The organism is Lacihabitans soyangensis, assembly GCF_024343775.1.
Taxonomy (GTDB): Bacteria; Bacteroidota; Bacteroidia; order Cytophagales; family Spirosomataceae; genus Leadbetterella; species Leadbetterella soyangensis.
The window spans coordinates 143,413-157,228 of record NZ_RJUF01000194.1 but is presented as its reverse complement, the minus strand read 5'-3'; the positions used below and the strand labels follow the sequence as shown (position 1 = coordinate 157,228).

The window sequence follows — 13,816 nt, the reverse complement described above, 5'->3', positions numbered from 1 at the left end:
CATTTAGCGTGAGGCTAAAAAAGGGCCTTGCGGCCCCTTTTCTTATTTCAAATCTATCATTCCCGAATTTTTCAAAATCCCCTTGTCTTTGTCGTTTAAGCTCCAGTTTTTGTCAAAAAGACCATAACCTATGACATTGTTGATGTTTTTGTCATACAAAACCCAGTCACCATAACCCGAAAGAATACTTGCTTTTCCGGCTGATCTCAACCTAGCAAAAGGACTATTGTCGGCATTGGGCAATTCCCAAAACGGTTGTCCCGAGTTAATCAAAATGTATTTGTTGCCATTCGGAAAAATAAAACTCAAACTGGCATTTTCTTTGGCAGAAGATTTAAGCGATATAGGCAAGTAGGCTGCATATTTTTCGATGATTTCATTGGTTTCTGCTTCGCCAAAAAGCACCAGATTTGACCTCTCTATGTCATTTGGTCTTACTTCTTTGTCGGACAAAACCCTAGGAAATACCATCACCCTACCCATGAAATCTCCTCTATACACACTCCAATTTGCTGCTTCTTCAGCTATTTTGCGTCTTTGGTCTAGCTGCTCTTTGGTCGGATTTCCCTTCGTGCCATACACGTAAATATGCCTATCACCAATGGCCTCCGTCATTGGACCTTCCAAATTTGCATTTTTAGTTTTCGTATTGTCAGGTCTTTTGCCTACAGCCCACTTCCCATCATTTTTTATCAAAATTTGCCCATTGGTCAATCCGAAAACAGAAAGATTTTGCCCGTCTATGTTAAGACTTAATTGCGACTTGGTGTTAAAATTCGGATGTTCTAAAATATTGACAGAAAACGCATTGATGTTTTCAGTTTTTACGTCCAGAATATTCTTATTTTTAAAATTGGCCTCTATTTTGGCTGTTTCTCCAACATTTTTGTCAATAATTTCGAGCCAATAAGCTTTGTTGTATTTCAGCTGACTCGTAGTAAATTTCACTTTGTCTGGAAACGGATTTCTTGTGAATTTCGAAAACCAGGTAAAAATAAATTCGTCTTTGTAGGCATTTACCCAACTATCGTGTTTTACTCCTGGATATTCTTGGTAAGTTACTTTTGCTCCTGCGGTTTTAAAATCTTCTACCCACTTTCTAGTGTTTTCAACTTTTACAGCAGGGTCTTGATCTCCTTGGAAAAAGTGAACATTCATGTTGTATGCATTATCGAGATATTTGATGGTTTCTGAAGGTGGTGCTGGACAAACAGGTGCTATAGCCGCCCAAACATCGGGCCTCGTGAGACCCACCCACATGGTGCCGCCACCACCCATCGATAGTCCGGTAAGATACATTCTGTTTTCATCTATGTTGAAGCGTTTTTTCGCATCGGCTATCATATCCCAAACATCTTTTTCGGCTATACCTTGGTAGCCCATGGTGCCACGAACATTTGGAGAGATCACCACATAATTTACATCCTTCCATTTCGGAAATTTCAAGCTAGCCTCTACGTCATTTTCACCTTCGGCATTGCTTTTGCCAAAAACTCTCCGAAGAGCTAAGCGATGATTAGAACCAGCTCCATGGAGCATAACTACCAATGGGTAAGACTTCTTCTCGCTGTAATCTTTTGGAATGTAACAGGCATAGGGTTGTTCGGTGTCATCAACATCCGAGTGAAAAGTCAGAATTTGCGGGCCCGAAGGGAGTTTCTGGGAGAAAGAATTTAGGAAAGTAAATAGTAAAATAGAAATTGAAAGTATCAATTTTTTAGGAAAAACATGACTCATTTTGGGTAAGGTTTAAGAAAGGAAGTTAATTTTCATTCGCCAAATTTTTAAATATTTCTTTATATTTCAAATCAAAACATTCAAAATGTATGATTGTGAAGACAAGAACGAACTGATTTTATAAAGTTTTTTAATAACTATCGTTTTTTTAAGAAAAATCTTAGGATTAAATCCAACCAAAAATATAATTCATTATTTTGCATAAACTATTCAACAATAACAAGATGTATTTAGATCGAAGAAATTTTCTCAGAATCGTTGGAGCATCATCTGCTTTACAAATATTACCAGGCTTTACGTATGGCAAAAATGATGAAATAATAATCGGCCATAATACTCACAAATACAAGGTAAAGGTAGGTTGGGGGATGCTGGATGCCCAAAAAACACCAGTAAATGACTGCCACGAAATGGTAGAAGATGCAACTGGTAGGCTCATAATGTGTACGAACGAAACCAAGAACAATATCCTTATTTACGATAAATCAGGGAAATTGCTCGAGACTTGGGGAAACTCCTATCCCGGAGCTCATGGCCTCACCATATTCAACGAAGGCGAAAAACAATATCTTTTGATTTGTGACAACAGCCGCAATCAGGTCATAAAAACTGATTTGAAGGGCAAAGAAATTTTTAAAATAGACTATCCCAAAGAAACGGGTGAATATCAATATCCAAGTCAGTTTGTACCAACCGAAACAGCCGTAAATCCCGCTAATGGAGATATTTATGTGGTGGATGGCTATGGCAAAAACTTTGTAATACAGTATGATTCAAAAGGTAAATATATTAGGCATTGGGGCGGAAATGGCTCAGAGGAGGGTCAATTTAAATGTAACCACGGTGTGGTTGTTGATACGAGAAATCCTTCAAAGCCAACTTTGATTATCACATCAAGACAACAAACCTGCTGGAAGCGTTTCACGCTTGAGGGTAAATACATATCGACCATCCATTTGCCTGGTTCATTTATTTGTCGCCCAGTGCTAAAAGGCGAAAATCTCTATGGTGCAGTGTATCGTTCTACCTCAGAAGAATATCCCAACTCAGGTTATATTCAAATTCTCGATAAAAACGACAAGGTAGTTTCCTCACCTGGAGCCTCCGAACCTATTTACCAGAATGGTCTACTTCAAGAACAAAGAAAATCAGACCCCGCCAAGGTGTTTATGCATCCACACGACGTCTGTATAGATGGCGATGGAAGCATCTACATACCACAATGGGCATCCAAAAAGACTTATCCGGTTAAGCTAGAACGGGTGTAGAGGAAATTTACTAATATCAGGACTATGGTTTATTGAGTACGGATAAGCAAATTATCGGCATTTAAATTAAAATCTGTGAAAATCAGCGTTGCTTGTATCCGTGTCATCTGCGTTCCATTTATATTGAAATTGGATTCTGGGCAATACTTTTTTCATAATCAAAGATATTGATTTGAATGCTTTGTTTTGACCGAAAAAACCTTCTCATTTTGTTCCCACCCCTTCAATACCTATTTTTGTATTTTTAAATACAGAAAATGAATATTCTTATAATAGGTTCGGGTGGTAGAGAGCATGCATTTGCATGGAAAATGGCTCAAAGCAAAAAATGCGACAAACTTTTTGTAGCTCCTGGCAATGCCGGTACAGGCCAAATCGCCACCAATGTAGATATCAAAGTAGATGATTTTGAAGGGATAAAAAAACTGGTACTCGCTGAAAGTATAGGTTTGGTAATTGTTGGGCCAGAAGATCCTTTGGTGAAAGGAATCGTAGATTTTTTCAAGGCCGATAGACAACTTAAAAAGGTAAAAATAGTAGGCCCAGATGCTTCTGGAGCTAGGCTTGAAGGCAGCAAGGATTTCTCTAAGGCCTTCATGCAAAAACATGGTGTACCTACCGCATTTTCTGAAACTTTTACACGAGAAACTCTAGATAGCGGATTGGCTTATCTCGACAAACAAGCGGGTCCTTATGTATTAAAAGCCGATGGTTTAGCCGCTGGAAAGGGTGTGATTATCACTGAAAGCAAAGAAGAAGCCAAGGCGAGTTTAAAGGAAATGCTAACCGAAGGAAAATTCGGAGAAGCAGGAGATAAAGTTCTTGTAGAGCAATTTTTGAAAGGAATAGAGCTTTCGGTTTTCGTACTTTCTGATGGTAAAAACTATGTGATTTTGCCAGAAGCCAAAGACTATAAAAGAATAGGTGAGGGCGATACTGGCCTCAACACTGGTGGAATGGGAGCTGTTTCTCCTGTGCCGTTTGCCGATACCTCTTTTATGCAAAAAGTGGAAGATTTGGTAGTAAAACCAACATTGGCTGGTCTTCAAGCCGAGGGAATTCACTACGTGGGCTTCATTTTTATAGGCCTTATGAACGACGAGGGCAACCCGATGGTAATAGAGTACAACGCCCGCATGGGTGACCCCGAAACCGAGGTGGTTTTGCCAAGAATAAAAACCGATTTTGTTAAATTAATGGTTGCTGCTGCAGATGGTAAATTAGACAAAATCAAATTGACCATTAATCCGAAATCAGCAGTTACGACCATGGTCGTGGCGGGCGGATATCCTGAGGAATACAAAAAAGGCGATTTGATGGAAATTCCTGAGGCAGACAAAGATACGGTGGTTTTTCATGCAGGTACAAAAACTACCGAGGCCGGAGTGGTGACCAATGGCGGAAGGGTTATTGCTCTCACTGGATTGGGCAGAACAATGACCGCGGCGGTCAAGAAATCACAAAAAATGGCCAAAAAAGTCAAGTTTAAGAAGAAGTATTTCAGGAAAGATATTGGCTTGGATTTAATGAAATATTTGGATTAATGGTTAGTTTTGTTTTTAGAAAATAATTAGAAAATCGTTCCGCATTGATTTTAGGCATAAAAAAGCCCTTCAATCGGTTAAAAATATATATTCTTATGGCGTGTGGACAATGCTCATCCGGTGGATGTGGCAATATTAAAAACGTAGCAGAAGAAAAATCCAATCACAAAACTACGGCAGGTTGTAGTTCAGGAGGCTGCTCAACAGGTGGTTGTAACAAAATGAATTCTTTCGATTGGCTCTCTAACATGGAAACGACCAAGAGCAGCAGATTTGGTATCGTAGAAATCAAGTTTAAGGGTGGGAGGAAAGAGTATTTCAAAAACAAAAACAATCTGGATTTATACACGGGTGATTTCGTAGTGTGCGAAATGCCTACAGGTTATCACATTGGTTCGGTGTCATTACAAGGTGAGCTGGTACGTTTGCAGATGATCAAAAAAGGGATCAAAGAGTCTGATGACTTGGCTGTTATTCACCGTTTGGCTACTGAAAAAGACCTTGAAAAACATACGCAAGCCATCAACAGAGACTTGCCAACCATGTACCGTACTAGAGAAATCTGTAAAGAACTTAAGCTCAACCTCAAACTCTCAGAGGTAGAGTTTCAGTCGGATAATTCCAAAGCCACTTTTTTTTACTCAGCAGATGACCGTGTGGACTTCAGGGAGCTTATAAAAATGTTGGCGGGTGAGTTTAAAGTGCGTATAGAAATGCGTCAAATCAGCCTTCGTCAAGAGGCTGGAAGACTGGGTGGCATAGGTTCATGCGGAAGAGAACTGTGTTGTTCTACTTGGCTTTCTGACTTTAAAACGATACCAACGGCGGCCGCAAGATATCAGAATTTGTCTTTGAATCCTGCCAAACTTTCTGGCCAGTGTGGAAGGCTGAAGTGTTGTTTGAACTACGAATTGGAGACCTACATTGATGCTATTAGAGATATTCCAGTGGTGGATAGATCTCTAAAAACGGAAAAAGGTGATGCAACCCTACAGAAAACGGATATTTTCAGAAGAATCATGTGGTTTAGTTATCCCAACGAAACCAATTGGTATCCAATAACTTGTGCTCAAGTTGCCGAAATTCAGAAAATGAATGCAGCTGGTAAAAAGCCAGTTGGTTTGGAAAATTTGGTAGAGATTTCGGAGTTTGTGTCAGCCAAACCTACTAGTATCAACAATGATCTCGAGCGTTTGGATAAAAAATATCATCAAAATAAGAAGAAATCAGGTCCTAAAAGACCGAATAATCCTAATCCTCGCCCAGAAGGAAATGGCGGTGCAAGGCCTAATAACCCTCAGTCGCAACAGCAGCAAGTAAGGTCAAATCAGCCGAACAACAATCCGAATGCGAGAAATGAAGCAAACGTGGTTAAGCCAGCTAACCCACTGGGACAACAACAAAGGCCAAATCAGCCTCGCTCACCTCAACCACAAAATAGACCAAATACTCCAAGACCGCCACAGCCAAAGGTAGAGGGAGGTATGTCTAATACGCCACCTCAAGTCTCAACAGGAGGAAATCCTACAGGAGCTGAAGGAAATGTAGAGAACAGAAACAGAAACAAGAAAAGAAAGAAATATAGAAACAACAATAACCGACCAGATAAACCAGAGTTATGAGAGGTAAAATAGCGATATTGGCATTATTTAGCCTTATTTTGGCCTGCAAAGGAAGTTCTGATTTGAAGGAAATCAGAGAGTTTAAAGACTCTGAGTGGTTTATTGCCAAGAAACAGACCTTTGAGTTTGAGGTAAAGGATATTCAGAAAACATACGATTTTAATTATTTGGTAAGAAACACCATTTCGTATCCTTATTATAATTTGTACCTCAACCAAACCTTGACAGACCAGAAAGGTAAAGTGTTAGTAACCTCTATGGACGAAGTGATACTCTTCAATCAAAAGACCGGTAAACCTTATGGAGATGGTCTTGGTGATATTTTTGACAATAGAATACCAGCTCCAAAGCTACAAAAATATAAGTTTGCAAGGCCAGGTAAGTATAAATGGACACTTGGTCATAACATGCGTCCTGACCCACTTCAAGGCATGATGTCTATCGGTGCGGAGGTTTTAGGCAAGTAGTGGAATTTTCCAAAATTGCATTAAGTGTAGAATATCCAATTTTAGTTTTCTGGCCAGTAGAACTTTCAAATTCTCCTTTGGGTAAACTTTAAACTGCTTTAATTAAGTATTAAATTGACACCCAAATTTTGTCAACTTGGCATAAAAAGTTCATAACCAATATCCTTTTGAATAATGATGGCATTTTTATATCAATTTGAAAATGGCATAGTATGCAATGTGATAGGAGTGTAGAGCTCTAACCCTTGGGTTTTATATAATTTTCATTTCCTCCCAATTCACTCAAAAAAAAGAAACTTGCCAAAAGCTTGGCAAGTTCTCCTATTATTAACCTAAAACCTATATTAAGTACTTTTCTAGTTACGACCCGCTGGGGCACCACCACCTTGTTGACCAGTAGTTTCACCTCCACCATCTTTCACGTCGTCGTTTTTAACACCTTTTGCTCTCTTCTTTGGCATCATAGCATCGGCACCCATCTTACCCAGTTTGTAAGAGAGATTCAGGCTAATACCTCTATTAAACATGTAGTTTACACTATTTTGCGTAAATAGCGGAGACTCCATGGTAGTTCTTATTTTCATTGCATTTTGAAGGAAGTTCTGGGTAGATAGACCTATACTTCCTTTTTTATTCTTGAATTCTTTTCTAGCACCAAGCGAATAAAAACCAAATCCACCTTGACGACCCATTGGCAAAACTCTGCTGCCTCTTACGAAACTAAAGGCTTGAACCTGCCAGCCTTTTTTGAGGGTTATGAAGCTCATCAAACGTCCGTTGTGGTTCCATCCTTCGTTCGCAACTGGAATAGATACCCCTGCGGCCGAAGTAGTTTGACCGGTAATATAGTTGTAAAACGATTCTATACCTGCGTTAATCATCCATTTTGAGGTAAGACTTAGGTTACCCGAGAAGTTTACGCCATATGCTTTGTCATTTCCAATATTTTGAAAAGTAGTAATTACCACTCCATCTTCAGTGCCAGATGGTGTAGCAACTTGAGTAATGGCGTTACCGGTTAATCTCGTGAAGACCGACATGTTTAGGTAAATCTTTTTGATACTTGCACTAACACTGGCTTCTATATTGTCGGTCAATTCAGGTCTTAGTTCAGGATTTCCTTGCTGAATATTTTGAGGATTTACTAGGTTTACGTTGGGGTTTAATTGTTGTAAACCAGGGCGTTGAATTCTTCTATTGTAGCCTGTTTTAACAGTATATTTTCCGCCAAATGTTTTAGAGATATTTACATTGGGTACCAAAATATTATATGGTTCTATGTCTATTTCCGTGCTGTTATTTTGAGTGGCAAAAATATCAGTGATCTCGTATCTTGTACCAGCCTTAAAAGTGTATTTGCTTTTTGAAGTATATGTGTATGCCAAATAAGCCGCACCGATATTTTGATTATAGTCTAATGACCCGTTTGGTCTTTTCGGGTCGTTTATAAGATTTCCACCCACCAAATAGCTAAAGTCACTATTTACCTCTCTGAAAATTCCTTTTCCGCCAAATTCTACCAATTGATTCTTTTTGATCGGTGTTTGGTAGTCTACTTGCACGGTGTATTCTTGATTTATATTATCATTTCGGTTGGTAAGGGCCAGTCTTTCCAGTTCTGCGTTGCCAAGCGGTGTATTAGTAAAGTCTGAGTTTGCTGTACTTCTGCTGTAAAGTGTCGAAATACTTAGTTCTTTTTGAGGTTTAATTACATGTAAATAATCGATGTTGAAATCCCAACTGTTAGATGGGTTTTCAGAGATAATTCTTTGGTTGGTATTGCTCAACTGCGTAAGATTTTCAAATCGCTCGATGGTCAAATCTTGATTTCTATTGAAACTTCTCGTTCCAAATCTCGCTCCAGCAGAAAGTGATTTCGTTTTCGAAATATCATAATCCGCACCCAAAGTATATCTTCCGAATACCATTTCATCCTTTGCATTTCCTCTTTGACTGGTTCTAAAAGTGTTTACAGTGCCTTTTGTAATTTGCTCAAAGGTGGTTTCTGAAGGGTTAAAGTTCGCTCTTCCAAAGCCTCCCAAGGTCATACCGAATTTACCAGTCCTTAGGCTACCATTTAGGCCTAAATTTGCTCCTCGGTTTCCACCTCCTATGTCTGTATTTAGGCTGTAGCCCTCCAGATTATTTTTTTTAGTGATGATGTTGATAATACCTGATGAACCCTCCGCATCGTATTTAGCCGATGGCGAAGTGATTACCTCAACAGTCTTTATTTGGTCAGCAGGAATTTGCTTCAAAGCATCCGCTATACTTGCCGCCATAATAGTTGATGGCTTGTTATTAATCAAAACTCTGATATTTGAGCTACCTCTCAAAGAAACATTTCCGTCGAGGTCGACAGACAACAATGGTACTTTTCTTAGAATATCTGCAGCGTCACCACCTTTGGCAGTAATGTCCTTGTCGGCATTGTAAACTAGTCTGTCTACTTTCTCCTCTATAACCGCACCCTGACCAGTTACCACAACTTCATTGAGTAACTTGGCATCGGTACTCATGAAAATATCTTTAAGTGTGATGGATCTGTTTTTAGCGGTGATTTCTTCTAAAAATACAATTTTATCTTTGAATCCTATAGAAGAGAATTTAATAGCAAACTTGCCATTAGGTACATTCTTGATAGTAAACTTGCCTTTTTCGTCGGTAAGAGTTCCATCTATTGGTTTAACCATATCAGTGGTTTTGTACAAAGACAAAGTGGCAAACTCAACTGGTGTTTTGGCTACGCTATCTATGAGTGTACCCATTATTTTTCCGTCACCTCCTTGTGTGGCGGTGGGCATCTGAGCAATTGCAAAAGAGCAGATGAAAAATAAAATTGAAGTGAAGTATTTGGTCATGTAATAGTTTTTTGATAATAAATCGATAACAAAACTAACATCAAAAAGTTTGACGTTTCCAAGAATTAGATAAATGAAACTTAAATGAGGATAAAAGGTCAATAATCGATGATTTTGTGCATATGCCATGAAAATAATTCTTAAATCTATTCAAATACAATTTTGGTCTTGTATTTGAATTTTATTTAAAAAAAAATGTGAAATTGCATCCTTACAATTCTATGAAAGTGCAAATCACAAATAAAAAAATATCGAGCGATTTACTATTTAGGGTATTGTTTCATGTCATTTTTTGGTTTTTTTGGTTGGTATTACCCATCCTTAACTCCATAATGGACGATGACAAAAGCCGCTATGAATGGTTAATGCTAACTTTACCATTAGGCTTTTTTACAATGCCTTTCTTTTATTTCAATTCTGAATTTCTAATTAGGAAATTTTTGCACAAGGGCCAGCTTACCAGTTATATTATGAGTCTTTTGGTAATGTTTGTGGTGTTTTTGTTTGCCTTTTATTTGCTAAAAGATTATCTGGTTGATAAATACCCCATCCGTATTTATGACTCTCGAACCCTGTTTCCTGTTCTATTTATCATTTCCATGAGCACACTTTATGGTTTTGTGATATTTATGATTGGCCAGTCGAAAAAGAATCAAGAGGAACAGGCGGAAAGATTAAAGTCAGAACTTTCCTTTTTACGTTCTCAAATTAGTCCACATTTCATATTCAATGTTTTGAATAGTATTGTGTATTTGATCCGTACCAAATCTAAAGAAGCCGAAAGTGTAACACTTGAATTGTCGAATTTAATCCGATACATGCTATATGAGTCAGAAAACAAGCAGGTTTTAGTTGAAAAGGAAATCGGGTATCTCGAAAACTACGTAAAGCTTCAGAACGTAAGATTTGGCGAAGATGTTAAAATTGACCTTAGGCTTGAAGGTAACCCCGGTTCAATGATGATAGAACCCATGTTGTTGATTCCATTTGTTGAAAATGCCTTTAAGCATGGCGTAGGGTTTATCAAGGACCCCAAAATTGAAATCTTTATTAAAGCGAAGGAAGGTGAGAAATTCGAGTTTTCGGTTAAAAACCTTATGAGTAACGAAAGGACTGAGACCAAAGATCCAAACTCTGGAATCGGAATTAAAAACGTAACACGGAGGATTGATTTGCTTTATCCAGATGCTCATAAACTTGCCATGAAACAAGAAAACGGTTTTTTTGAAGTATATTTAGAATTAGATTTAAAAAACAAAGCCTAAAATATGAATTCCAAAATAAGATGTATTGCCGTTGACGACGAACTTTTAGGCAGAAAGCTACTCGAAGAGAATATAGGGCAACTTCCTTTTCTCGAGCTTGTAGGTACTTGTAAAAACGCCTTTGAGGCCATAGAGCTATTGGCCAATGAAAAGGTAGATTTGGTCTTTCTAGATATTCAAATGCCGGGTATGACAGGAACAAAACTTCTTGAAAGTATGGTGACCAAGCCTATGGTGATTTTTGTAACAGCATATGAGCAGTATGCCGTTGAGAGTTACGACCTTCAGGTGGTAGATTATCTCATGAAACCCGTTAGTTTTGAGCGTTTTACAAAGGCAGCCATGAAGGCAAAAGAATTGTTTAGGTTGTCAAAAAGCGAAGTCACTAATGAGGAGCAAACTTACATGTTTGTTAACGTGGAATACTCTTTGGTAAAAATAAATTTTGACCAGATCACACACATTGAGGGTCTCAAAGACTATATCAAGATTTATGTAACCAATGCAGTGCATCCAATTCTTACGAAATCAACATTAAAAGGAATTGAAGAAAAGTTGCCATCCAAAAAATTCCTTAGAGTTCAGAAATCCTTTATCGTTAATCTTGAAAAGATAGAATCTATTAGAAATCACAGGATTACGATAGGTAAATATGAAATTCCGGTGAGTGATAGTAACATGGAAAGCCTCCTAGAAGCAATAAACTATAACAAATAAAAAATGAAGAGAAATTTACTTTTAGGTATTTGTTTGGGACTAACATTCCTGGCAAATGCCCAGCAAAAGAAGGCAGAGGCAACTCCTACTGCAGCCACTACGCCAAAAGCAGAAGAAAAACCTCAAATTTCTAATTCAAGGGTGCTCAATCCTGACATGGGTGTAGTAACTAACGGTGAGGTAACCATCAAAGGTCAAAAAGTGCCTTACAAAACCACTGCTGGAACTATTCCTGTTTGGGATGACGCCGGTAAAATCATTGCTTCATGTTTTTATACTTACTATGAACGCAGTGACGTAAAAGATAAAGCCACCCGTCCAATAATATTTTCTTTTAATGGAGGCCCTGGTTCGGCTTCGGTTTGGATGCATATTGCATATACCGGTCCCAAAGTTTTGAATATCGATGACGAAGGTTATCCCGTTCAACCGTATGGATATAAAGACAATCCATATTCTATTCTTGATGTGGCCGATATTATTTTTATTGATCCCGTAAATACTGGTTTTTCAAGAATAATAAATCCGGAAACACCGAAGTCCACTTTTTTTGGAGTAAAAGCAGACATTAAGTATCTATCGGAATGGTTAAATACCTTTGTGAGTAGAGCTAACCGCTGGTCTTCCCCGAAATATCTAATAGGTGAAAGTTATGGTACAAACCGTGTATCAGGAATGGCTTTAGAATTACAAAGCAGCCATTGGATGTATCTGAATGGAGTAGTTTTAGTCTCTCCAACCGACTTGGGTATCAAACGTGACGAAACCATGGGCGATGCATTGCGTTTGCCGTATTTTGCAGCAGTGGCCTGGTATCATAAAGCCTTGGAGGCATCGTTTCAAAGTAAAGATTTGACGGCTTTTTTACCTGAAGTGGAGGATTTTACGGTGAATCAATTGATTCCGGCCTTAGCCAAAGGAGGATATTTGCCAGAAAACGAAAAGAAAGCCTTAGCTGCTAAAATGTCGAAATACTCAGGTTTGTCTGAGGATGTTTTGATGAAAAACAACCTAAAAATTTCACTCAATTATTTTTGGAAAGAATTGCTTCGTGACAGAGGTTATACTGTGGGTAGACTCGATTCCAGATACTTAGGAATTGACTCAAAAGACGGAGGCGAAAAACCTGAGTTCAATGCCGAGTTGAGTTCGTGGTTACATTCATTTACACCACCTATCAACATGTATTTGCGTGAAGAATTGAAGTTCAAGACAGATTTAAAATACAATATGTTTGGACCCGTTAATCCATGGGAGCGTGACGATGTTAATCTCGGAGAGAATTTGAGAGCTGCTATGGCTGCCAATCCTTACTTGCATGTACTTACACAGTCGGGTTATTATGATGGTGCTTGCGATTATTTTAATGCCAAATACAACATGTGGCAGATGGATCCAAGTGGTAAAACCAAAGAAAGACTAAGCTGGAAAGGCTACCGTTCTGGTCACATGATGTATCTCCGCAGAGAGGATTTACAACAAGCCAACGAAGACCTCAGAGAATTCATAAAACAAAGTACACCTGCACCTGGTAAGGCTGCAAAATATTGATAATGATATTTTTATAAATTTAAAAGCGATGCTTCGGTGTCGCTTTTTTTATATCCATAATTTTTGGTAGATCTTTACTTGCAACTTGTTCAAAATCCTCGTACTTGTATAAAAACATTGCCAAATTGGATTTTTGTACATAATTTTAAATATATTTGTACAAATAGAATCTAAAACAATGTTGACAAATATCGATATAGACCAAAAGAAGGTTGCTGAAGTAATGTCATTACTTAATATTAAAACCAAGAAAGAGGCTGTTGATAAAGCACTTGAGAATTATTTAAGAATACTTTCTGCCCAAGAACTACTTAAAATGAAAGGTTCTAATGTTTGGGAAGGTGACTTAGATAAAATGAGGACTGAATAAATGGAGAATATTCTAGTAGATACTTCAGTTTGGATAAATTATTCTAAGGGTCATTTTAATCAGCAAACGGATATGTTGGATGAATATTTGAAATTTCATCCATTTCATATTTGGTGTTGTCCGCCTGTTATTCAAGAGTTTCTTATGGGTGTAAAAACCGTAAAGGAGTTTGAATTTTACAATTTGCATTTTTCTCGTTTTATGATTCCAGAAATGGATTGGACAGCAATCTCCATTTCAGCAGCCAAACTATATTTCGACCTAAAGAAAAAAGGCATCACCATTCGAAAGAGCAACGATTGCCTGATTGCTCAAATTGCAATAGAGAGTAACGCCACATTAGTTCATAACGATTCTGATTTTGAGCTAATAACCACAGGCTCGGAGCTGAAAACTTTTGGATAATTATCTTTT

Annotated in this window: 11 protein-coding genes; 9 read left to right on the top strand and 2 right to left on the bottom strand. The window is 38.1% G+C overall.

Annotated elements, in window-relative coordinates; translation table 11 throughout:
- Nucleotides 1-42 precede the first annotated feature (42 nt).
- On the bottom strand, nt 43-1,737 hold the full coding sequence (locus EGI31_RS23885) for a carboxylesterase family protein (RefSeq protein WP_255039716.1): 1,695 nt from the start codon (nt 1,735-1,737) through the stop codon (nt 43-45).
- 224 nt (nt 1,738-1,961) lie between these two features.
- On the opposite strand from EGI31_RS23885, the gene EGI31_RS23880 reads away from it, so the two are divergent.
- From EGI31_RS23880 to EGI31_RS23865, 4 genes are all read left to right on the top strand, one after another.
- Nucleotides 1,962-3,005, top strand: a complete 1,044-nt coding sequence (locus EGI31_RS23880) for an NHL repeat-containing protein (RefSeq protein ID WP_255039715.1) — start codon at nt 1,962-1,964, stop codon at nt 3,003-3,005.
- A 257-nt stretch (nt 3,006-3,262) separates the two neighbouring features.
- Nucleotides 3,263-4,549 (top strand): phosphoribosylamine--glycine ligase, encoded by a 1,287-nt coding sequence (gene purD, locus EGI31_RS23875; protein ID WP_255039714.1) that lies wholly within the window; start codon nt 3,263-3,265, stop codon nt 4,547-4,549.
- A gap of 95 nt (nt 4,550-4,644) precedes the next feature.
- Nucleotides 4,645-6,171 (top strand): PSP1 domain-containing protein, encoded by a 1,527-nt coding sequence (locus EGI31_RS23870; protein ID WP_374760710.1) that lies wholly within the window; start codon nt 4,645-4,647, stop codon nt 6,169-6,171.
- The gene (locus tag EGI31_RS23865; RefSeq protein ID WP_255039713.1) at nt 6,168-6,638 is read left to right on the top strand and encodes a gliding motility lipoprotein GldH; all 471 of its coding nucleotides are present in this window, start codon (nt 6,168-6,170) and stop codon (nt 6,636-6,638) included. The genes EGI31_RS23870 and EGI31_RS23865 overlap by 4 nt, the downstream gene beginning before the upstream one ends.
- 356 nt (nt 6,639-6,994) lie before the next feature.
- On the opposite strand, the gene EGI31_RS23860 is transcribed toward EGI31_RS23865, so the two are convergent.
- Nucleotides 6,995-9,499 (bottom strand): TonB-dependent receptor, encoded by a 2,505-nt coding sequence (locus tag EGI31_RS23860; protein ID WP_255039712.1) that lies wholly within the window; start codon nt 9,497-9,499, stop codon nt 6,995-6,997.
- A 470-nt stretch (nt 9,500-9,969) separates the two neighbouring features.
- On the opposite strand from EGI31_RS23860, the gene EGI31_RS23855 reads away from it, so the two are divergent.
- From EGI31_RS23855 to vapC, 5 genes are all read left to right on the top strand, one after another.
- On the top strand, nt 9,970-10,764 hold the full coding sequence (locus EGI31_RS23855) for a sensor histidine kinase (RefSeq protein WP_255039711.1): 795 nt from the start codon (nt 9,970-9,972) through the stop codon (nt 10,762-10,764).
- Nucleotides 10,765-10,767: 3 nt separating this feature from the next.
- Nucleotides 10,768-11,481 (top strand): LytR/AlgR family response regulator transcription factor, encoded by a 714-nt coding sequence (locus EGI31_RS23850; RefSeq protein WP_255039710.1) that lies wholly within the window; start codon nt 10,768-10,770, stop codon nt 11,479-11,481.
- 3 nt (nt 11,482-11,484) lie between these two features.
- Nucleotides 11,485-13,032: a S10 family peptidase gene (locus tag EGI31_RS23845; RefSeq protein WP_255039709.1), complete on the top strand. Its 1,548-nt coding sequence runs from the start codon at nt 11,485-11,487 to the stop codon at nt 13,030-13,032.
- A 178-nt stretch (nt 13,033-13,210) separates the two neighbouring features.
- Nucleotides 13,211-13,402 (top strand): type II toxin-antitoxin system VapB family antitoxin, encoded by a 192-nt coding sequence (locus EGI31_RS23840; protein WP_255039708.1) that lies wholly within the window; start codon nt 13,211-13,213, stop codon nt 13,400-13,402.
- Complete coding sequence (gene vapC / locus EGI31_RS23835) at nt 13,403-13,807, top strand: type II toxin-antitoxin system VapC family toxin (protein WP_255039707.1); 405 nt, start codon at nt 13,403-13,405, stop codon at nt 13,805-13,807.
- Nucleotides 13,808-13,816: the final 9 nt, after the last annotated feature.

Excerpts from the sequence above, each read along its gene's own strand:
- EGI31_RS23880 (WP_255039715.1), top strand. The coding sequence starts at position 1,962 with ATGTATTTAGATCGAAGAAATTTTCTCAGAATCGTTGGAGCATCATCT.
- EGI31_RS23865 (WP_255039713.1), top strand. The coding sequence starts at position 6,168 with ATGAGAGGTAAAATAGCGATATTGGCATTATTTAGCCTTATTTTGGCC.
- EGI31_RS23855 (WP_255039711.1), top strand. The coding sequence starts at position 9,970 with ATGAGTCTTTTGGTAATGTTTGTGGTGTTTTTGTTTGCCTTTTATTTG.
- purD (WP_255039714.1), top strand. The coding sequence starts at position 3,263 with ATGAATATTCTTATAATAGGTTCGGGTGGTAGAGAGCATGCATTTGCA.
- EGI31_RS23850 (WP_255039710.1), top strand. The coding sequence starts at position 10,768 with ATGAATTCCAAAATAAGATGTATTGCCGTTGACGACGAACTTTTAGGC.
- EGI31_RS23870 (WP_374760710.1), top strand. The coding sequence starts at position 4,645 with ATGGCGTGTGGACAATGCTCATCCGGTGGATGTGGCAATATTAAAAAC.
- EGI31_RS23845 (WP_255039709.1), top strand. The coding sequence starts at position 11,485 with ATGAAGAGAAATTTACTTTTAGGTATTTGTTTGGGACTAACATTCCTG.
- EGI31_RS23885 (WP_255039716.1), bottom strand. The coding sequence starts at position 1,737 with ATGAGTCATGTTTTTCCTAAAAAATTGATACTTTCAATTTCTATTTTA.
- EGI31_RS23840 (WP_255039708.1), top strand. The coding sequence starts at position 13,211 with ATGTTGACAAATATCGATATAGACCAAAAGAAGGTTGCTGAAGTAATG.
- EGI31_RS23860 (WP_255039712.1), bottom strand. The coding sequence starts at position 9,499 with ATGACCAAATACTTCACTTCAATTTTATTTTTCATCTGCTCTTTTGCA.
- vapC (WP_255039707.1), top strand. The coding sequence starts at position 13,403 with ATGGAGAATATTCTAGTAGATACTTCAGTTTGGATAAATTATTCTAAG.